The 20,897-nt window shown below is 44.3% G+C and carries 14 protein-coding genes; 3 read left to right on the plus strand and 11 right to left on the minus strand.

From position 1 onward, the window contains the following. Positions 1-121: 121 nt before the first annotated feature. From mnmG to ispF, 4 genes are all read right to left on the minus strand, one after another. On the minus strand, positions 122-2,017 hold the full coding sequence (mnmG, locus tag B4K26_RS04670) for a tRNA uridine-5-carboxymethylaminomethyl(34) synthesis enzyme MnmG (RefSeq protein WP_296243848.1): 1,896 nt from the start codon (positions 2,015-2,017) through the stop codon (positions 122-124). A gap of 243 nt (positions 2,018-2,260) precedes the next feature. Further along, positions 2,261-2,818, minus strand: coding sequence for a hypothetical protein (locus B4K26_RS04675; protein WP_296243849.1), 558 nt, complete (start codon positions 2,816-2,818; stop codon positions 2,261-2,263). 277 nt (positions 2,819-3,095) lie between these two features. Further along, positions 3,096-3,446, minus strand: coding sequence for a Grx4 family monothiol glutaredoxin (grxD, locus tag B4K26_RS04680; protein WP_296243851.1), 351 nt, complete (start codon positions 3,444-3,446; stop codon positions 3,096-3,098). 178 nt (positions 3,447-3,624) lie between these two features. After that, the gene (ispF, locus tag B4K26_RS04685) at positions 3,625-4,125 is read right to left on the minus strand and encodes a 2-C-methyl-D-erythritol 2,4-cyclodiphosphate synthase (RefSeq protein WP_296243852.1); all 501 of its coding nucleotides are present in this window, start codon (positions 4,123-4,125) and stop codon (positions 3,625-3,627) included. Between the two features lie 267 nt (positions 4,126-4,392). Here ispF and mnmA point away from each other — a divergent pair, with 267 nt between their 5' ends. Together mnmA and purB are read left to right on the plus strand one after the other, a co-directional pair. Next, on the plus strand, positions 4,393-5,610 hold the full coding sequence (gene mnmA / locus B4K26_RS04690) for a tRNA 2-thiouridine(34) synthase MnmA (protein WP_409521363.1): 1,218 nt from the start codon (positions 4,393-4,395) through the stop codon (positions 5,608-5,610). Between the two features lie 83 nt (positions 5,611-5,693). Then, positions 5,694-7,097 carry an adenylosuccinate lyase gene (purB, locus tag B4K26_RS04695; protein ID WP_296243854.1) on the plus strand — a complete coding sequence of 468 codons (1,404 nt, stop codon included), beginning with the start codon at positions 5,694-5,696 and terminating at the stop codon, positions 7,095-7,097. Between the two features lie 121 nt (positions 7,098-7,218). On the opposite strand, the gene B4K26_RS04700 is transcribed toward purB, so the two are convergent. After that, positions 7,219-7,419, minus strand: coding sequence for an NF038104 family lipoprotein (locus B4K26_RS04700; protein ID WP_296243855.1), 201 nt, complete (start codon positions 7,417-7,419; stop codon positions 7,219-7,221). Positions 7,420-7,562: 143 nt separating this feature from the next. Here B4K26_RS04700 and B4K26_RS04705 point away from each other — a divergent pair, with 143 nt between their 5' ends. Beyond that, positions 7,563-8,738, plus strand: a complete 1,176-nt coding sequence (locus tag B4K26_RS04705; protein WP_296243856.1) for a cupin domain-containing protein — start codon at positions 7,563-7,565, stop codon at positions 8,736-8,738. 130 nt (positions 8,739-8,868) lie between these two features. Here the strand turns inward: B4K26_RS04705 and guaD are convergent, their stop codons facing one another. The 6 genes from guaD to putA form a co-directional block, all read right to left on the minus strand. Next, positions 8,869-10,302 (minus strand): guanine deaminase, encoded by a 1,434-nt coding sequence (guaD, locus tag B4K26_RS04710; RefSeq protein WP_296243857.1) that lies wholly within the window; start codon positions 10,300-10,302, stop codon positions 8,869-8,871. Positions 10,303-10,487: 185 nt separating this feature from the next. Next, on the minus strand, positions 10,488-11,486 hold the full coding sequence (locus B4K26_RS04715; RefSeq protein ID WP_296243858.1) for an XdhC family protein: 999 nt from the start codon (positions 11,484-11,486) through the stop codon (positions 10,488-10,490). After that, positions 11,479-14,049 carry a xanthine dehydrogenase molybdopterin binding subunit gene (xdhB, locus tag B4K26_RS04720; protein WP_296243859.1) on the minus strand — a complete coding sequence of 857 codons (2,571 nt, stop codon included), beginning with the start codon at positions 14,047-14,049 and terminating at the stop codon, positions 11,479-11,481. The genes B4K26_RS04715 and xdhB overlap by 8 nt, the downstream gene beginning before the upstream one ends. A 98-nt stretch (positions 14,050-14,147) precedes the next feature. Continuing rightward, the gene (locus B4K26_RS04725) at positions 14,148-15,797 is read right to left on the minus strand and encodes a xanthine dehydrogenase small subunit (RefSeq protein ID WP_296243860.1); all 1,650 of its coding nucleotides are present in this window, start codon (positions 15,795-15,797) and stop codon (positions 14,148-14,150) included. A gap of 730 nt (positions 15,798-16,527) precedes the next feature. Continuing rightward, on the minus strand, positions 16,528-17,220 hold the full coding sequence (locus B4K26_RS04730) for a 1-pyrroline-5-carboxylate dehydrogenase (protein ID WP_296243861.1): 693 nt from the start codon (positions 17,218-17,220) through the stop codon (positions 16,528-16,530). Between the two features lie 11 nt (positions 17,221-17,231). Next, entirely contained in the window at positions 17,232-20,501 is a 3,270-nt protein-coding gene (putA, locus tag B4K26_RS04735; protein WP_296243862.1) for a bifunctional proline dehydrogenase/L-glutamate gamma-semialdehyde dehydrogenase PutA, read from the minus strand. Positions 20,502-20,897: the final 396 nt, after the last annotated feature.

Here is a 20,897-nt window from a genome sequence, read left to right on the forward strand (position 1 = left end):
ATGAGCCAGCAAACTGTTTTGAAATTGTTAAGCCTTTTTCCATAAAAAAACTCGTAACGATTTCTCGTTACGAGCTTTTCTATAATCATACTTTAAAGTGTAATGCTTTGCTAAGCCGTCATTACGAATTCAATGCCGCCTGTGCTTTCTTCTGTTTTTTAACCGTCATCGCCAATAGTTGGATAGCAGCTGGCGTGACACCACTAATGCGTCCCGCTTGCGCTAAGGTCGCTGGACGGATTTGCGCCAGCTTTTGTACAATCTCATTCGACAATCCTGACACCACACTATAATCAAAATCTATCGGCAAGGCAGTATTTTCTAAACGCTTCATCTGGTCGATGTCTTCTTGCTGACGATCAATGTAGCCCGCATATTTAACAGAAATTTCAATCTGTTCACCGACTTGATTATCGACTTCTGAGCCAGTAATAGCTGCGATATCGGTAAAATGAATCTGCGGACGTTTTAATAAATCATAAGCAGTTGACTCTTTAGACAACACCTCTCCCGTTTGCTCAGTGACTTGCTGACCTAGAGCGTTGGCAGGGGTTGCCCAGATATCTTTGAGTCGTGAGGTTTCAGTAGCAATTGCTTCCATTTTTTCTTGATAGGCTTGCCAGCGCTCATCATCAACCAAACCAAGCTTACGACCGGTTTCGGTTAAGCGTTGATCGGCATTGTCTTCACGCAACAGCAAGCGATACTCAGCGCGGCTGGTAAACATCCGATATGGCTCAGTGGTACCGTGGGTAATCAAGTCATCGACCAGCACGCCAAGATACGCTTCATCGCGGCGCGGCGTCCAGATATCAAATTCACTACTTTCACACGTGACCAATGCAGCGTTGGTACCCGCTAATAAACCTTGCACACCCGCTTCTTCGTAGCCTGTTGTGCCATTGATTTGACCAGCAAAGTACAGGCGATCAATCGATTTTGTCTCTAAAGTTGGCTTTAGGTTTTGCGGATCAAAATAATCATACTCAATTGCATAGCCTGGTCGCGTGATATGGGCGTTTTCAAGCCCTTTCATACTATGAATAAACTCTAGCTGAACATCAAACGGTAAGCTGGTTGAGATACCGTTTGGATATAGCTCATGGGTGGTTAAACCTTCAGGCTCAATAAAAATCTGATGGCTGTCTTTATCAGCAAAGCGGTGAATTTTGTCTTCAATCGATGGACAGTAACGCGGACCTACCCCTTCGATTTTGCCAGAAAACATCGGTGAGCGGTCTAGGTTTTCACGGATAATATCGTGCGTGCGCGCATTGGTATGAGTGATATAGCAATTGACTTGCTCAGGATGCATATCAACATTACCGAGATAGCTCATCACTGGCAAAGGCGTGTCACCCGGTTGTACCGTCATAACACTAAAATCAACACTACGAGCATCGATACGAGCTGGCGTCCCTGTTTTTAGACGACCGACAGGCAGTTTGAGTTCACGTAAGCGATCAGCAAGCCTAATAGACGGCGGATCCCCTGCTCGTCCACCTTTAGAGTTCTCAAGACCAATATGGATAACCCCACCTAGGAAAGTTCCTGAGGTCAAAATAACGGCTTCGGTTTTAAAAACAATGCCTGTCGCCGTCACTACAGCAGTAGCACGACCATTTTCGACCAAAATATCATCAGCAGATTGTTGAAATATATCCAGATTTGGCTGATTTTCTAGCGTATGACGAATCGCCGATTTATATAAAATACGGTCTGCTTGCGCACGTGTGGCTCGTACTGCCGCCCCTTTACGACTGTTTAATACCCGAAACTGGATTCCAGCTTTATCAGTTGCGAGCGCCATAGCGCCGCCAAGAGCATCAATCTCACGCACTAAGTGAGACTTACCAATACCACCGATTGCAGGATTACAACTCATTTGCCCAAGCGTTTCAATATTGTGGGTCAACAGCAAGGTCTTTGCGCCCATACGTGCAGCCGCTAAAGCAGCTTCTGTGCCAGCATGACCGCCGCCGATCACCACCACGTCATAATTTTTTGGGTATTGCATGAATGCCTCACTTGACTCTTAACGCAACCGCGAGCCAGAAACCATGTTCAAATAGCTTGGCTACCAGCAAATAAACGTCAGTCGAATTTAAAAAAGAGATAACGACCCAGATGAGCCGCTAAAGATGGGTTAGATAGCCGATAATTATAACAATTTTTTGCCGTTTAAAAAACGTCATGGTAAAAAATATTCAAATTAATCACCAAGGAACATCGGTAAAAGGTTTGTGAAATTGGCTTACATTTACTTACCAGGACTAAGCGGTACAATCCGATCGGTCTGTCCACTTGCCAGCATGTGATGGCTGCCGTAGCCTTCTGGATTAATCTGCAAATAGGCATTCATTTTACCAATAGCATCACCGTCGTTGGTCGCCAAGATTTGCTCTTTAATCATCTCAACTGGTGGCAAGGGTAAGTTTTTTAGTAGTGCCAAACGCTGATCGTTGTCACCTTTTACCACAACCAATTCAATAAGTTGGCGCGCATCGATGGGCAAGTCAGGCGTATTTTGTGCCAATAATGCCAAATGATAGGCACCAGCAGCATCTTGGTCAGCGACGATACGCTGCTCAATAGCAATATAAGTCGCTTCGGTTGCACCGCCCGCCACGCTAAGCTGATGGATACATTTAAGCGCTGAATTTGGCTCATTGTCCGCCATATCAGTAAGACGAACCGATTCGTTTTTTAAATACTCACGGCGTTTTTCGATAGCCGCTTGGGCCGCTGCTTCTTGCTCGGTGCTTTCTAGATTACGGGTTTGCTGCTCATTTAATTGGCTATTTAATGGGTTGCTCATAAGTGTCTCTTATTATTTAATCTGCGTTTATCTTGAACATTATATGGGGATAAAGCTTATAAAAAACAATAAACTGTCATTCAGCTACTTAAAATTAATCTCGTCTAAAACAGTTATAAAAATCGAAAGCCCTAATCCTACACTTAAAAAAGCCAACAGTAGAAATACAAAAACCCGAGCAGCTCTACGTCTACTCGGGTTTCACTTTTAAAGTCGTCCACTTAGTTATTAGTCGTCTTTAGCAATAGGCAAGACAGCTAACTTTAAACCAATAAATTTATGCTGCTGGGCTATTAGCTTCAACCAAAGGCTTTAGCTCGCCTGACTGATACATTTGTAAAATGATGTCAGAACCGCCCATCAACTCGCCATCAATCCATAACTGTGGGAACGTTGGCCAGTTACCGACCTTTGGTAAGGTTGCGCGAATTTCTGGGTTTTCTAAAATATTTACAAAGGCAAACGGACGACCAATTTGAGTAAGAACCTCAATCGATTTGGCAGAAAAACCACACTGTGGAAACTGCGGCGTGCCCTTCATATAAAGGATCACTTTATTGTCTTTGATTTGATCACGAATCAGCTGTTCAACATCGTTTGTAGCGGTATTTGGGGTTTGCTCACTCATAAAAGCTCCTATTCATTAAATAATCGATAAAACATTAAACCTAGCATGTGGCTGGTACATGGGGCGATTGCGGATATATTGCAAGCCTCGTCAATGGTATTCAGCAAATAATAAAAATTTATAGCGAATAGCAATCAGCAGTTAATAACATCCTGCCTTGTTGATTTACTATTTAGGATTAAATGCTAGTCGTATTAGAGACTAATAATACCACGGCATTGGCCATAATGCCTTCTTGTCGACCAGTAAAGCCCAATTTCTCAGTTGTCGTGGCTTTAATGCTGACATTACTCACATCGGTTTGCAAGTCACTGGCGATATTTTCACGCATAGCCAAATTATATGGTGCCAATTTTGGACGCTCACACATGACGGTAATGTCAGCATTGCCTAAAGTATAACCGGCTGCCTGCACTTTGCCATACACATAACGGAGTAGTACTCGTGAATCTAAACCTGCGTGCGCGGCATCGGTATCTGGGAAATGTTGCCCAATATCACCTAAGGCTAAGGCGCCAAGTAACGCATCGGCAAGCGCATGCAGTACCACATCGCCATCAGAGTGCGCCAGCAAACTATGCGTATGCTCTATCGGCACGCCTGCTAATATCACATATTGCTGCTGCTCGCCCGTATTATGAAACGCATGAACGTCAATACCTTGACCAATTTTTATCATTATGATTCCAAGTAAATTAAGTGTGATGAGAATAACTTAAAAGCTCTCACAAAATTCTCAATGCTGTTTTACTCGCAGTAAGGTCGCATAGCTCGCCACTACTTTCAATTAGCTGCTATAATATGACGCTTATTTTATCACAATACCTAGACCAAAATACTTGATCCAAAAATTCTATTAGCGCTGTTAGGTATTCGCTCCTATTTATTTATAGCGTTATCTTATTTTTGGATATTGTATAAATTGTCGAGCAATTTTATGTCAGTTATGCCAAATACAGCAAGCCATCCTGTCTCAGACTCTTTTGACGCCCATCGCCCTTTGATCCTTTCCGATATTGCCAACCTGAGCGACAAGCATGTCATCGTTGGTATGTCAGGTGGCGTTGACTCTTCCGTATCAGCTGTTTTGTTACAGCAAGCAGGCTTTAAGGTTGAAGGTCTGTTTATGAAGAACTGGGAAGAAGATGACGGCACTGAATACTGTACGGCGATGGACGACCTAGCAGACGCGCAAGCGGTGTGTGACAAAATCGGTATCAAGCTACATACGGCTAACTTTGCCATGGAATATTGGGATCGGGTTTTTGAGCATTTTTTAGCCGAATACAAAGCTGGTCGTACGCCCAATCCAGATATTTTATGCAACAAAGAAATCAAATTTAAAGCATTCTTAGATTATGCGTTGACCCTTGGCGCGGATTATATTGCCACTGGTCACTATACGCGCCGCAGTGTGAATTATATGAATGCTAATGGTGTAGAAGTGGCGCAGCTGTTACGCGGCCTGGATAACAATAAAGACCAAAGTTATTTCCTACATGCCGTTGGCGGTGACAAAATCGCCAAAACATTGTTCCCAATTGGCGAGCTTGAAAAGCCAGTGGTTCGTCAAATCGCTGAAAAACACGACTTAGTGACTGCTAATAAAAAAGATTCGACCGGTATTTGCTTTATCGGTGAGCGCCGTTTTAAAGACTTTTTACAACAATACCTACCAGCACAAAAAGGCGATATCGTCACCGACGACGGTCATGTGATAGGTCAGCATGATGGCTTAATGTATTATACTCTAGGTCAGCGCGGCGGCATCGGTATTGGCGGTGTCAAAGACCGTCCTGAAGAACCATGGTTTGTACTGGCAAAAGACTTAGAAAATAATCGCTTAATCGTTGGTCAAGGTCATGAGCACCCAATGATGCTGAGCAATGAATTACAAGCCTATAAGCTTGACTGGATAGATGGTTTGCCGCCTGCTGATATTTTTAGCCCAGATGGCTTGCGCTGTATGGCTAAATCTCGCTATCGCCAGCCTGATCAAGCTTGTACTGTCTTTGCTAGTAATGACGACGGCTCTGAGGTTCGTGTGGTATTTGATGAGCCACAACGCGCCGTCACGCCTGGTCAATCAGCCGTTTTTTATATCGACGAGGTTTGTTTAGGCGGCGGTGTGATTGCTTCTATCGACGCTCCTTGTGGGATTTAATTTTAGAGAACCTTTAATCTTTACTTAATTCTTAATCACTTTTAATAACTAAATCACTTCCAATCACTATTTGAGGTATTGCTATGACCAACCCTTTATCTGCCCTAACCGCCCTATCCCCAATTGACGGCCGTTACGCGTCAAAAGCTGACAGCTTACGTCCTTATTTATCTGAATTCGGTTTGATTAAAGCCCGCGTTACTGTTGAGGTTCGCTGGTTGCAGTCTTTGGCGGATAATAGTGCCATCGGTGAATTGGCGGCATTTGATGAAGAGACCAATAGCTTTTTAAATAGTATCGTCGATAATTTTAGTGAAGCGGATGCGCAAGCGATTAAAGATATCGAAGCGACTACCAATCATGATGTGAAAGCGGTTGAATACTTTATCAAAGACAAGTTCCGCGGCAATCAGCAATTAGAAGATAGCTTGGAGTTTATTCATTTCGCTTGTACCAGTGAAGATATTAATAACTTATCCTATGCACTGATGCTAAAAGACAGCCGCGAGATTGTGATTGCTAAAATGCAACAAGTAACTGATAGCATCGTTGATTTGGCAATTACTCATGCTGACCAACCAATGCTGTCACGCACGCACGGTCAAACGGCGAGTCCAACCACCCTTGGTAAAGAGATGGCAAACGTCGCTTATCGCCTAGCGCGTCAAATAAAACAAATCGGTCAAGTAGAGCTACTCGGTAAAATCAATGGCGCGGTTGGTAACTATAACGCGCATTTCTCCGCCTACCCAGATGTTGATTGGCAGAGCCATGCCGAAGCCTTTATTGATCATCGTCTAGCGCTAACCTTTAACCCATACACCACGCAGATTGAGCCACACGACTATATTGCTGAGCTGTTTGATGCAGTCAAACGCTTCAATACTATTTTAATCGATTTCAACCGTGATATTTGGCAATATATTAGCTTAGGCTATTTTAAGCAGCGCCTAAAAGATGGTGAAGTAGGCTCTTCTACCATGCCGCATAAAGTCAACCCGATTGATTTTGAAAACTCTGAAGGTAATCTAGGCGTTGCTAATGCCATGCTTGCACATCTGGGCGAAAAGCTACCAATTTCACGAATGCAGCGCGATTTATCAGACTCGACCGTTCTGCGTAATATCGGTGTTGGCTTAGCACAAAGCATGATTGCTTATGATGCTTGCCTAAAAGGCGTCGGTAAGCTTGAATTGAATGCGCAGCGCTTGAACGATGATTTAGATAATGCTCAAGAAGTATTGGCTGAGCCTATTCAAACTGTGATGCGTCGCTACCGTGTTGAAAACCCATACGAGAAACTAAAAGCCTTGACTCGTGGTAATGCCATGACCCGCGAAGCGATGCTGACCTTTGTTGAAAGTGATGAGTTGTCTGCGGTGAGCGACGCTGATAAATCACGCCTACGTGACATGACGCCAGCAACTTATGTGGGAAATGCCGCTGAGCAGGCGCGTACTATTAAAGAGTGGATTGCTAAGATTTAATTGGCTATAAAAAAATAGATATAAATGAGTAGGATGACCTATTCATTTATATCTCAATCAATAACAACCTTACTTCACATACTATGGTTTGTATTAAAAGACATAGTTGACGGGTAAGGTTTTATTTCTTACTCTTTTTATCATCATTCTCATCGTCATCACTGTCGCCCGGTATGATTGCTTTACCGACCGCAACCGTGCCTTTGACCACGCCTTTGGTGGTTTTATAAGCGATTTTTGCCGGTACTGTCACAATCTTATGCACACAAGCTTGCAGCATAAAAACGCTGGCGATAATGACGATAAAGTGTAATTTTTTCATAAATTTCCTAGGGTAAATAAGATATTCCGACGAACATTATTATTCATATAATCATCAGTTAGATGACAATCATAAACTAATACACTCTGTCTATAAAGCCATCATTCATAATATAATCGCGATTCAACCATACGGATTTACCCATGACTTCTATGCCACTTTGTTTACCCGATTCAATGACTCCAGAGCATTTTTTAACAGAATATTGGCAAAAAAAACCACTATTAATTAGACAAGGTTTACCGCAGTTAATTGGAATGTTTGAGCCAGACGATATGCTAGGTTTGGCGCTAGAAGAAGATGCCACCGCGCGCCTACTAAGCCAAGCCGCTGTCAAGCAAGCAGATGAGCCGCAATGGCAGCTTAAAAAAAGTCCATTAACAGAAGCCAATTTTGATAATTTGCCTGAACAATGGACGGTGTTGGTGCAGAATTTAGAACAGTGGTCACCTGAGCTTGGCCAATTATGGCAAGCATTTGACTTTATTCCGCAGTGGCAGCGTGACGATATTATGGTTTCTTATGCGCCAAAAGGTGGCTCAGTCGGAAAGCACTATGATGATTACGATGTTTTCTTAGCGCAAGGTTATGGAAAGCGCCATTGGCAGTTGGGCAAGTTTTGCGATAAAAATACTGAGTTTGTCGCTGATGAGCCTATTCGATTGTTTGACGATATGGGTGAGATTGTCTTTGATGAGATATTGGAGGCAGGCGACGTACTTTACGTACCACCGAAGCTATCACATTTTGGCGTGGCGCAAGATGATTGTCTGACGTTTTCTTTTGGCTGTCGTCGTCCAAATTTGATGCAAATTATCGACAGTATGGCTGATATCGCCACTAATGACAGCGATTTATTTGTCCCTATGCTATTACCGCAAGCGCTACAATCATCGGGTGAGTTAAAAGCGGATAGCATTGAGGCAATTAAAAATCAATTATTACAACTGCTGCAATCTGAGCGCGGTAACCACATCATTCACCAAGCAGTCGCTGAAGTGGTTAGCAAACGTCAATATGATGCACTCGTCCCTGAAGACACGCCGACGACCGATGAGATGATCGCTGCATTGGCAGCTGGTGCGATATTGCAAGCCGATTATAGCAATCGCTTGTTATATACTGAGATAGATAATGACACTGCCTTATATGCCAATGGCCAACGCTTAGATGGTTTGCAGGCAACATCAATAGCGCTACTCGTACGCTTATCTAATGGCGAGCATCTAACGCTTGATGACATGGAAGGGATTGACTCTGATGAAGTGATGGAATGGTTAGAGAACGGCTGGATTTGGCTTAATTATCCTGAAGAATAATAAGCGCTAAATTCTAAGATTAAAAAAAGTGCTCCGCATTTATTAAGACTCAAAATCTCAATAAATAAATACGGAGCGCTTTAAACTTTTCTAACCGTGTAAATTATAGTTAACTATGATTTACACTTTCTTATGCGGCAGCCATTTTCTTATAACGGCTTATGCCAGCGATAATCGTCTCTTCAATGACTCTGTCATCACCGAGCATCATTAGCACAAATAACTGCTCATCGAGTGATTTGGTCTGGGTCATACGGCGCTCAAGCAAGTCCGTACCGCCCATATCAATGACCACAAAATCCGCTTCTTTATTCGGCATGAAGTTACCGATTTTATCGTCCAATAATAGCGATTGAGCGTTACCCAAAGTAATCTGATACAAGCCTTGATGCGCGGATAACGGATTGTTTTGTAATTGTTGCACTTTATAAGCTTCTGATAACGTGGTCAACATTGACAGGCTGGTCCCTGCTCCGACGTCGGTGGCAATACTGACACCGGTATAGCTCAAGGTTTTGGATAAATCGAATAAGCCGCTACCTAAGAATAAATTGGACGTTGGGCAATGAGCGATTTGAGTGCCCGTATCACGCAGTACTTCATACTCTGGCGTTTCAAGGTAGATACCATGCGCCAACGTCGTACGACGTCCCAATAGTCCCAAATCGTGATAAACGTCGAGATAACCCTTATGGTTCGGATAAAGCTCACGAACAAAAGCAATCTCATCAAGGTTTTCAGCCAGATGCGTTTGCAGATACACACTGTCATAGCTGCGATATAATTCACCTGTCATTTGCAACTGCTTTGGCGTTGAAGTAATGGCAAATCTTGGCGTAATCGCGACATGCTGGCGGCCACGATCATGCCATTTATCAATGATGTTTTGCGAATCACGGATGCCCTGCTCGGTCGGCACACACAAATGCTCAGGGGCATTTTGATCCATCAATACGTTTCCGGTAATCATTCGCGTATTAAGACGGGTACTTTCTTCAAAAAATGCCTCAACCGACTCAGGATGACTGGTCGAAAACACCAAAGCGCTAGTGGTTCCGTTAGCAAGTAGCTGATTTAAAAAGAACTTAGACGTATCGTGCGCAACCTTTGGATCACCAAAATTGGCCTCAGTGACGAAGGTATAGTTATTGAGCCAATCAAGCAATTGCTCACCAAACGCGGCAATCATATCTATCTGCGGATAGTGCACATGGGTATCGATGAAGCCTGGCATGATAAGCTTGTGCTGGTAATCATGTACTTGTACGGGCGCTCGGCCATCTGCGTTGCCATACTCTGATATCATGGCTGCACTATGACCATAGTCAACCACCTGACCAGTCGTATCATCGACTACCAGCGCACCGTTCGCGATATACTCAGGATAAACCTTAACGCCTGCAACCACTGGCAGCAAAGTGACGTTTTTATCAACGACCGTAACATTTGGGCGCTCAGCATTTGTTAAATTAGTGGTATCTAAAGTGGCACGCTGCGTTCTTTCCACCAAATTTTCTTCAGTTAAGTAGTGCAGCAGTTGCGCTTGATAAATATGTATAGTCATAATAAATCTCACAATAATGAATAGGTATTTTGATTAAAAACCAATCCCTATTGTCTATTTACCCTAATACGAGCACAAAGTTACTGAACGCAGCCGATAAAACATTATGGCCGACGGAGCTAATAACTAATAGTGTCTTTAGGGTAGACAGAAAAATAGATGATTAAAAAATCTGTCGATTAAGGTTAATGTTCGTTATAAAGCTGCAAAACTTGTGCGGCGATGGAAACCGCAACTGCCATTGGCTCTTTGCCACCCGTGTTAAGACCAATTGGCATGGTTAATTTATCGACTATTTGCTCGCTATAACCGCGCTGAAGCAAACGATCTCTAAAACGTTTGGCTTTGGTTGCTGAGCTGATACAGCCAAGATAAGGCAGTGAAGATGACTCGCTAACGCTATTAGTACCAACATTTGCATTGATTTTTACATAAGCATCTAACGTTGCACGCACCAAATCAAAATCAAGGCTGTGATCATGAGTCATCACTAAAATAAAATACTGAGTGCCTTTTTTTATTGAACCAGCTCTCATACTATTGGCAATAAACGGCTGAATAAAATCAACCGGATCTTCCTCAATATGCGGACGAATATGTGTAGGCAGTTGATAAGTCACTGGTCCATCTACAGTGCTAGCATCTGCCTTCAAATATCGCTTGAACATCTCAGCGCGGCTATCCACCCAATCCACTTGACAAGGCAGTTCAGCAAGCAAGGTCATCAGTGCAGCGGCAACATGGCCTGCGCCAAATACCAATAGCGACATCGGCGGTGTCACATTAAAGCATTCAAACATCACTGTGACACTACCGCCACAGCACTGGGCCAATTTAGCGCCTAATGGATAGTGCTTGGTATAGACTGCATGGCGGCGTACTAATCGGGCTTTTTCAGACTTACCCGCTTTTAATGGTTGAGAACTTCTATCTTCAGTCGTATCAATCTCACCATTAAGCAATTGCCGCGCTGTTATCGTCACATCATGTTCAAGACTACCACCGCCCAAGGTGTCACAGATACCGTCCAGCGTGACAATCATTTTCGATTGTAGCTCGCGAGGCGCCGAACCATTGACGGCAACGACGGTTGCCAAAACGTGCGCGACTCCTTGCTGTTGAAATTGCGCCAGTCCGTCGTACCATTTCTTTGGTGGCATCGATGACGCTAATGAGCTACTCACTATGAGCCGGTCCACGGGCCGTTGAGACGTTGGGGTTTTCTATCGCCTCAGGCTGATCATCAAACAGTTGACCTTCAGACTCTGGTGGGTTCACATCTTTGCCATGAGGCACTTGCTGTGGTAACACCCGATCATCATCAATGCCGCAATCATCGTCAGCTGGCGTTAAGCTCTCTACAGTTTCCGCTTCTGCTTTAGAAGCAATCTCCCACTCTTGACCTTGTAATCGCATTACTGCTTTCAGAACTGCCTCTGGCGTCGCAGGCATGGTCAGCTCTGGATTTTTCTTATAATCACCTAAGCTTGCAATGGCATTATTTATCGCACACCAAACGCTCGCTGCTAGCATAAATGGTGGCTCACCAACGGCTTTAGAATTATAAATGGTCTGCTCTTCATTTTTACGGTCAAACAGTTTGACGCTCCATTGTTTAGGCAAATCATGTGCCGTTGGAATTTTATAATTAGCCGGGCTGTTAGAAGCCAGATTGCCTTTTTTATCCCAAATAAGCTCTTCAGTAGTCAGCCACCCCATCCCTTGAACAAAGGCGCCTTCAATCTGACCGATATCGACAGCAGGGTTAATCGATTGTCCAACATCATGCAAGATATCGCAGCGCAGCACCTTGTACTCACCCGTTAAGGTATCAATCTCAACCTCAGCACAGGCGGCGCCCAAAGCAAAGTAAAAGAAGGGTCGACCCCACGCTTTTGAGCGGTCATAAAATATCTTGGGCGTTTTATAATAACCCGTAGAAGACAAGCTGATACGGTGCTGATAAGCCAGCAAGATAAAATCTGCAAAGGTGAGCACCTCTTTTTCAGCGATATGAACGTGATTGCGCTCAAATTTAATGTCTTCAGCATTTACTTGAAAGTGCTCAGCGGCAAACTCGAGCAAGCGATTTTTAATAGTGATACAGGCATTTTGCGCCGCTTTACCATTCATATCCGTACCCGATGAAGCAGCAGTCGGTGAGGTGTTTGGTACTTTATCAGTACGGGTCGCGGTTGCCTTGACGGTATCTAAATCAACCGCAAATTCATTGGCGACAATTTGGGCAATTTTAATATATAACCCTTGACCCATCTCAGTGCCGCCGTGGTTGACCTGAATCGTCCCATCGGTATAAATAAGCACTAAGGCGCCCGCTTGATTGAGCGTTTGCACGGTAAATGAAATACCGAATTTGACAGGAGTTAAGGCAAGTCCTAGCCGCTTATCACTGCCTTCAGCTTCGGCTTTTTTATTGGCTTCGATGATTTGTTGGCGGCGCTTAGCATAATCGCTATCCTCTGCTAGCCTCTGCATAAGAGTCGCCAAATCAAAATGCTCAATCGGCTGACCATAGTGCGTACTTTGACCGTTTTGATAGAGATTTGACAGACGCACTTGCAACGGATCTTTTCCTAAGGTATAGGCGATATGATCCATCATATATTCAGCCGTCAGCAAACCTTGTGGCCCGCCAAAGCCGCGATAAGCGGTGTTAGATACCGTATGGGTTTTACAACGATGACCTGCTATCTGTGCTGCTGGATAATAGTAAGCATTATCACAGTGGAACATGGCGCGATCGACGATGGCGTCGGACAAATCAGGCGAATAACCACACAGTCCCGATAACTGCATATCGACGCCAAGTACCTTTCCGGCCTCATCGACGCCAACTTCGTAACGGTTGGAAAACTCGTGACGTTTGCCCGTAACCACCATGTCATCTTGACGATCTAAACGCATGCTTACCGGAACATTATGGCGTTTAGCCACAATACCGCACAGACACGCCCAAGCAGCCGCCTGTGTTTCTTTACCACCAAAACCGCCGCCCATGCGGCGCACAATGGTAGTCACAGCGTGAAAAGGTAGGTCCACTACTTCGGCAACTAGCTGCTGCACTTCGCTTGGGTGCTGCGATGAAGTATAAACTTCAAGACCACCATCATCACATGGGACAACGTAAGAAACCTGACCTTCAAGATAAAAGTGCTCTTGACCAAGCATATGAATATGCCCTGCAATGCGCGTTGGTGCTGATTTTAGCTCAGCTTGCGTATCACCGCGCTTCATAAAGTGGCTCGGCCGTACAAACTGCTCCTGCTCAAGCGCTTGATCAATCGTCAATATTGCTGTTAATGGTTCATACTCTACCACCGCATTCAGCACCGCTTTTTTGGCGGCACGATGACTGGTTGCGACAACCGCAAACAAGGTTTGACCCACATATTCTGTGACTTTGTCTACCATTAAGGGATCGCCATCGAACACTGGTCCTATATCAGTTTTGGCTGGCAAGTCTTGAAAAGTAACAATATCGACTACCCCCTCCGCTGCTCTTACCGCACTTAAATCCATGTTTAATACACGTGCATGGGCATGAGTGCTTTTACCAACAGCTAAATGTAGGGTGCTTTGCGGTTTTAACATGTCATCGACGTAGGTGGCCGTTCCCATTACATGACTAATAACACTGTCATGCTTGGCGCCGGTGCCGATTTTATTTTTGGGCGGCCGTACTCGGCGTATACTATAACTGTCAAACAATGAAGAATGATGACTCATGATAGCTCTCTCTTATATCTTTTTTAAATGGCGGTGTTTCTTTTACACACATGAAAGCGTCTGTAGATAGTAAAATATCTGTGTAACGTTAATAAACGTTAAGCGCTCACAGGTTGCCTATCCGCTACTAATTGCTTACCGCATTTAATCATTAATCGCTGCACGACATGCATACGATACTCACGGCTGGCTCTAACGTCAGTCATGGGCGAGACATCCTTCGCTAACATTTGCGCCGCCGCCTCAAAGCTGGCAACCTCAACAGATTGTTTAATAAGCGCTTGCTGACAATTTGTCGCTAATAAAGGAATAGCCGCCATTCCGCCAAGACCGAATTTTGCATTTTCAATCGTCATGCCATCTACTGACAAATCAATTCTTGCTGCCAATAAACAGGCCGAAATATCATCCTCATAACGCTTACTAATTTTATGAATATAGAGATGCTGATGGTCTTGCATTAACGGAATATGCAGAGCGACTATATAACTGCCGGCGCGAAGTTTGGTCTTTTTATAATCCAAAAAGAATGCTTGTAAAGGTATGATTTCATCAATATAAGTCCCTTTATCAACACCACTATTTTCAATAGCCGCGCAATGACGCAAATGAATATGCGCATCTAATGCCAATAAAACTGGCGGCAAATCACCAATCGGTGACGCATTGGCGACATTACCGCCAATCGTTCCCATATTACGAATTTGCGGCGAAGCAATGCGTTCAAATAAATTGGCAAAAATCGGAAAATGTTGCTCAAGGACAGGTAACATTTGCTTATAGCTCATGCTGGCGCCCAGCACTAAAGATTGTGCTGCAGAAGAAGCTACTACCGTTTCTATTTCATTGTTGACTATCGATTTTTCATCAGCTGTTTGTTTTAAATCTTGTAACGACCAAGTTTTGAGCGCATCAATCGCCGACAGTTGTACAATCACTTCATGATCGACCAAGTGCTGGGTCACACTTAAACCCAAATCGGTCCCGCCCGCCCAAATAGTCGCGGTTGGATGCATTGCTAACACGTGATTGAGCTCGTCAATTGACTGCGGAATAAACAGTTTACGTGACTCTTGAGTGAGCGCAGGCGCGATAATATTGCTGGCATTTGCAGAAGCATGATTACTATTTACCATCGCATCCGTGGCTAGTTTTATCGTCAAATCTTTAGCAACTACTTGCTCAGCATTGCGCTGCCTACCAATCTCACTCATCGCTAAACCAGCATCGATAATAGGACGATAACCCGTACAGCGGCACAGGTTTCCAGATATTGATGCGACAATGTCATCGTAGCTAAGCTCGCCAGTCGCCGATCCTTCAGCTACTTGCAGGCGATGGTTTTCATAAGCACTCGCCAACGTCATGACGAATCCAGGCGTACAAAAGCCACACTGCGAGCCATGACAATCTACCATGGCTTGCTGGGCTGGGTGCAATAAGGCACGATCTGGATGATTGGCAGGATTATCCGCGATATAAGCGGCTGTCATTAGATGATGACCATCCATCAACGACAGTAACGTGATACAAGAATTGAGGGTATAAAAAGGAGCTTGAGTAGGTTGGTTCACATCATGAGTAGGTAAGCGCTGCACCATGATAGTACAGGCGCCGCAGTCACCACTACCGCAGCCTTCTTTAGTATCGGTTTGCTTTTCATGGAGGCGTAGGTAATCAAGAACGGTGGTGTTCGGGTTCAGGTCAGTGATTTGTTTGTACTGACCGTTTAAATAAAAACGAATCATAGCAACGCTCGGCTGTCAGAATAAAAGGAAGATAAAATTTTAGTTTTATCTGTAATCGAATAATAAAGTGTTAACAATCAATATTTGCAAAGGTCAGGCGTCTATTACGACACTGCCCTAAGGTAGTATTCAATTATCATGTTAATAAAATTTATACGATGACGATCATCATACCTACATCAATACTGATAGTTATAAGTGTATTGAATAAGCTGACTGCCTATCTGACTACTGACTTGCTCAGGCTTAATCTAATTGCGGTTTGAACTTTATCATTTACCAATCATTTATAAAAATTATTGATAAATTGTAAAGCGATAATAAAGGTTTGGGTATAAGCGAAGCTATCTACCCTATTGGAAAATCGGAGAATATAAGCATGGGTAAAACTCCTTTTTTAGCTTAAAGTACCTCAACGTTCCGTATCGAAGCTGTCTATTAGCATTTAATGAATAAATGCTGACTAAACGGTTAACTCATATTAGCACTAACTTTATTTCATTTACAACTCAAAAAAGCACGTTATTTTGTCTAAAAACTCAAAAACTACCTAAAAATGTGCTCAATCAGCCCGTATTTTGATTTCTTTTAGTTTTAAATAAATAACAGAAACAAAAAAAACGGTCAGCAACCATTCACCAAGTTGATTGGAAAATAGTTACTGACCGTCATTTATACGATGCTAACTTTTTTATTTGAAAATAAAGATATTCATTTAGCCTTTTAGCGATTACTCTGTGCCAAGCTCGAGCAAGCTGGCATTACCACCAATCGCTGTGGTATTAATTGTTCTTACCCGCTCAGTGACAAAGCGATAGAGATAGTCGGGCGTTAGCATCTCTGACATCCCGTCCATATCAGTCACTGCAATGACTTGCGTCAAGATGCCATCGGTCTTCGCAAGCTCTTGACTGATGGCTTGCACTTCGCGTTGGTTACCCGCGACCGCAACTTGCGCCAATCGATCGATGTATAAGAGCGTAATCGTTTGCGAATCATTGGCCACACTTAATACGTCATCACTGATACCAGTATCATGCAATATTTTTGCCGCTTCAATACACATCTCATCCTGACTTGGACAATGCAATATCACCTCGTTACCAGTCAGTAAAGCTGCGACTAGCTGACCAAGTACCGCCATCGCGCGGGCAGTCTCGCCACCAATAATCATGGTTTTGCCGCGAGCAGTCACATACAAATCATTGGACTCACCCGTCGCACCCGTCATACGATGAACGTCATCGAGCATGGGTGCGGCATTTAATAAATGCGTAAACAAACGCTTGGCCTTATTGGCGTCACCAGTCAGCAGGGCCAATTTAGGAATAGCTGCTTGTAGATAAGTTGCCCGCTCTACCGCGCTTAATAACCGCCAAGCTTCACAAACTTGGGCATGATTCTTTTTAAATTCATTCGCCATCTTGCTACTCCTTATGCGATTTGGGTTTGAGTAAGGGTTTCGGTGCTATTGTCTACCGCAGTTTTTGGCTCAGTAATGACTGACTCAGTGCATAGCTGCATCAGACGAGCGACGTAATGCGGCCCGCCAGCCTTTGGACCCGTACCAGACAGACCACAACCACCAAACGGTTGCACGTTGACGACTGCACCGATTTGGTTGCGGTTAATGTAAGTGTTACCAACAAAGGCACGGCGCTCGATATGCTCAGCGATATTTTCAATACGGCTATGGATACCCAAGGTCAAACCAAAACCCGTACCATTAATCGCATCAATAAGCTTATTTAAATCACGCGCTTGATAACGCAGCACGTGCAATATCGGGCCGAAGTGCTCGCCGCCAATCACATCGATACTTTTTACCTCAATCGCTGTTGGTAAGACAAAGGTAGAGTGCTCTTCGCTAACCACCGAGCTTGCGCTCATCGGCGTCTGCGCCAAAATCGTGGCCGTTGGTTCAGCCGCCATACGTTCGATATGGGCTTCAAGACTTTGTTTGGCATCAGCATCAATCACTGGACCGACATCCGTTGCCGCATACAATGGATTTCCGACGACCAATTCTGTCATCGTTCCTTGTAGTAGCTCGATTAAATTGTCCGCCACTTCTTCTTGCACACATAAGATACGGCACGCAGAACAGCGCTGACCTGCCGAACCAAAGGCAGATAATACGGCATCTTTAACGACTTGCTCGGGCAGTGCTGTTGAATCAACGACCATGGCGTTTTGACCACCCGTTTCAGCTATCAACACTGGCAATTCAGCACTGGTTTTGGCATCGCCATTGACTTGCTGATGGAGACTTTGATTGATATGCTGCGCCGTTTGAGTTGAACCGGTAAAAATAACACCCGAAATATTATCAGCAGCGGTTAACGTGCCGCCAACCTCGCCTGCCCCGACGACAAATTGCAAGGCTTCTGCAGGCACGCCGGCTTGATACATCAGCTGCACGGCAAAATGCGCAATCAAGCTGGTTTGCTCAGCAGGTTTGGCGACCACAGTATTTCCTGCGGCAAGGGCTGCCATAATTTGACCGGTATAGATTGCCAAGGGAAAATTCCACGGGCTAATACAAACAAAGGTGCCGCGCGGCATATATACTTGGCGTGATTGCTTGCCTGTCAAGTCGGTAAACTCGTAAACCTTAGCGTCGAGACGTTCTGCTTCGTCGGCATAAAAACGGCAAAAATCAACCGCTTCTTTGATTTCATCAATGCCATCTTGCATGGTTTTACCGGCTTCAATCTGGCAAAGTGCCATCAATTCAGCATAATTTTCTTCATATAAATCCGCCACTTTTCGCAAAATAGCAGCGCGCTTTGCAGCAGGTACCGCTTGCCACGCGTTTTGACCCGCGATGGCAGCATCGATGGCTTTTTGAGCAATGTCAGCATTGGCGTAGGTTACTTCGCCTGCGATAACTTCATGGTTCCAAGGCGCGCGAACGGTTTGCAGCTCAAGTTTTTTAGAAGCGCCATCAACTTCGAATTCCTTAACTGCGTGACCGTTAATAATAGAGGTTGCCGACCACGTTTTATGCAAATGGCTATCGATAGCGGCTTTAAATAGTAGCCACTGCGACTCTACAAAGATATTGGGACCGAAACTGGCTCGGCGCGCGCCATAGATATCTAATGGCAACGGAATATCAGGATTATGCAAGGTAGCATTGGTCAATAACTTATCGTACGGGTGGACCGTCAGCTTATCAATCGGATAAGACTTATCTAATAACTGATGCACAAACGAGCTATTTGCACCATTTTCAAGCAAACGACGTACCAAGTACGGTAGCAAGTCTTTATGAGCGCCAACGGGAGCATAAATACGCACTGGAATTTTGTAAGATTGCAGAATATGGTCATAAAGCGCATCACCCATGCCATGAAGACGCTGGAACTCAAACTCTTTGTGCGCACTCATAGTCATAATTGAGGCAAGCGTATGCGCATTATGAGTAGCAAACTGAGGCCAAATTAAACCACGCAAATGCTCTGATAATAAGAAGCGCGCGCAAGCAAGATAAGCGGTGTCCGTGCCTTCTTTACGTGTCCAAACAGGATATCCTGACAACCCTTTTTGCTGCGCCAGTTTGATTTCAGTATCCCAATACGCGCCTTTTACCAAACGCACTGGAATACGGTCGCCTACCTCAGAGGCCAGACACGCAAGCCACGTCAGAACCGCAATAGCTCGCTTAGAGTAACCTTGTACGACGATACCCAAGCCATCCCAACCGGCGGTTAAATTATCACGGTAAAGAGACTCAAACAGCTTTAAAGAAATCTCAAGACGGTCTGCTTCTTCAGCATCGACACTGATATCGACATTGACCTCACGAGCCGCTTCAATCAATAACAAGCAACGCTGACGCAGTAGTCCCATCACTTGCGCTTCTTGCGTCGCTTCATAACGCGGGTGCAATGCCGATAGCTTAATAGAGACCGACGGCTTTGGCATACCTTCTTTTACCTTGATACTGGCCGTGGCTTTAATCGCATGCAAGTAATCGTTAAAATATTTTTCCGCGTCTTTGTGGGTAATCGCCGCCTCACCTAACATGTCGAATGAATAGGTGTAGCCTTTATTACGATAAGGTTGGCTGTTTTTATTGGCACCCTCAATGGTTTCGCCAAGAACAAACTGATGCCCCATGATGCGCATGGCTTTTTGCATCGCACTACGAATGACCGGCTCGCCCATCTTTTTGGTCATGCGGTCCAAAAACCCGGCAGCGGTAGTATTGCGATCAATACTGACGACGCGGCCTGTCATCATCATGCCCCATGTCGAGGCATTGACCATAAAACCGTTGTCATTTTTGATGTGCTTTTTCCAGTCAGCGACGCTCATTTTATCGTGAATGAGGGCGTCGGCGGTGTAATTGTCTGGCACCCGAATCAAGGCTTCTGCCAAACTCATGAGCAAGATACCTTCTTGGGTATCAAGGCTATATTCAAGTAATAATGAATCAACCATTTTTACGGCTTTGCCATCATTACGCACATGCTCGACCAATTGACGAGTCTGCGCGGCCGCCCCTTCACGCTCTGCATCCGTTGGTTTGGCGAGCGGCAACAATTCCGTCAACCAGCGCTCCTCGTCCACACTATATAAAGGTGAAATACGGGAGAACAGCTCGTTCGACGATTGACTGAGATAAGCGGGCTTTAATATATCGAGCGGATTAAATAAAATCGGCTCTTGCGGGGTAAATTGGTCTACTGGGTTCATAACAACTCCATAACTATCGTTTAAAAACCATAATAAATGGTGCGGTAGGAGCTTTGATTGCTAAAGATATAGCGGCAATTATTGTCAAACATTATTAAAATTTCACCCCTACTATTCTTGATAACAAATATCTTTGAGCTCGAATAGTGGATAAATAATAATTATAGAAATAAGCCAATTAGCAATAAACAAAAGACCAAACAGCGCCATTATAAAACGAGAAAATCCAGCATAGGCTGGAAACGGTCAAGTAGGTCGTTTTAGTGTTAAACGGGCTACGTTAACAATATAAAGGCAACAACAAACAGCTAAGCGGCATTAGTGCCTTCTTCTTGTCAGTAGTGAAAGGAGGTGATGCTCAAAGGCAAGTGACGTTTTATAGAGGTTTAAGTTCAT

It is taken from the genome of Psychrobacter sp. UBA6766 (assembly GCF_002453355.1).
Classification (GTDB): domain Bacteria; phylum Pseudomonadota; class Gammaproteobacteria; order Pseudomonadales; family Moraxellaceae; genus Psychrobacter.

Coding starts and splice junctions, on each gene's coding strand:
- mnmG (WP_296243848.1), bottom strand. CDS start 2,017: ATGCAATACCCAAAAAATTATGACGTGGTGGTGATCGGCGGCGGTCAT.
- B4K26_RS04675 (WP_296243849.1), bottom strand. CDS start 2,818: ATGAGCAACCCATTAAATAGCCAATTAAATGAGCAGCAAACCCGTAAT.
- grxD (WP_296243851.1), bottom strand. CDS start 3,446: ATGAGTGAGCAAACCCCAAATACCGCTACAAACGATGTTGAACAGCTG.
- ispF (WP_296243852.1), bottom strand. CDS start 4,125: ATGATAAAAATTGGTCAAGGTATTGACGTTCATGCGTTTCATAATACG.
- mnmA (WP_409521363.1), top strand. CDS start 4,393: ATGCCAAATACAGCAAGCCATCCTGTCTCAGACTCTTTTGACGCCCAT.
- purB (WP_296243854.1), top strand. CDS start 5,694: ATGACCAACCCTTTATCTGCCCTAACCGCCCTATCCCCAATTGACGGC.
- B4K26_RS04700 (WP_296243855.1), bottom strand. CDS start 7,419: ATGAAAAAATTACACTTTATCGTCATTATCGCCAGCGTTTTTATGCTG.
- B4K26_RS04705 (WP_296243856.1), top strand. CDS start 7,563: ATGACTTCTATGCCACTTTGTTTACCCGATTCAATGACTCCAGAGCAT.
- guaD (WP_296243857.1), bottom strand. CDS start 10,302: ATGACTATACATATTTATCAAGCGCAACTGCTGCACTACTTAACTGAA.
- xdhB (WP_296243859.1), bottom strand. CDS start 14,049: ATGAGTCATCATTCTTCATTGTTTGACAGTTATAGTATACGCCGAGTA.
- B4K26_RS04725 (WP_296243860.1), bottom strand. CDS start 15,797: ATGATTCGTTTTTATTTAAACGGTCAGTACAAACAAATCACTGACCTG.
- B4K26_RS04730 (WP_296243861.1), bottom strand. CDS start 17,220: ATGGCGAATGAATTTAAAAAGAATCATGCCCAAGTTTGTGAAGCTTGG.
- putA (WP_296243862.1), bottom strand. CDS start 20,501: ATGAACCCAGTAGACCAATTTACCCCGCAAGAGCCGATTTTATTTAAT.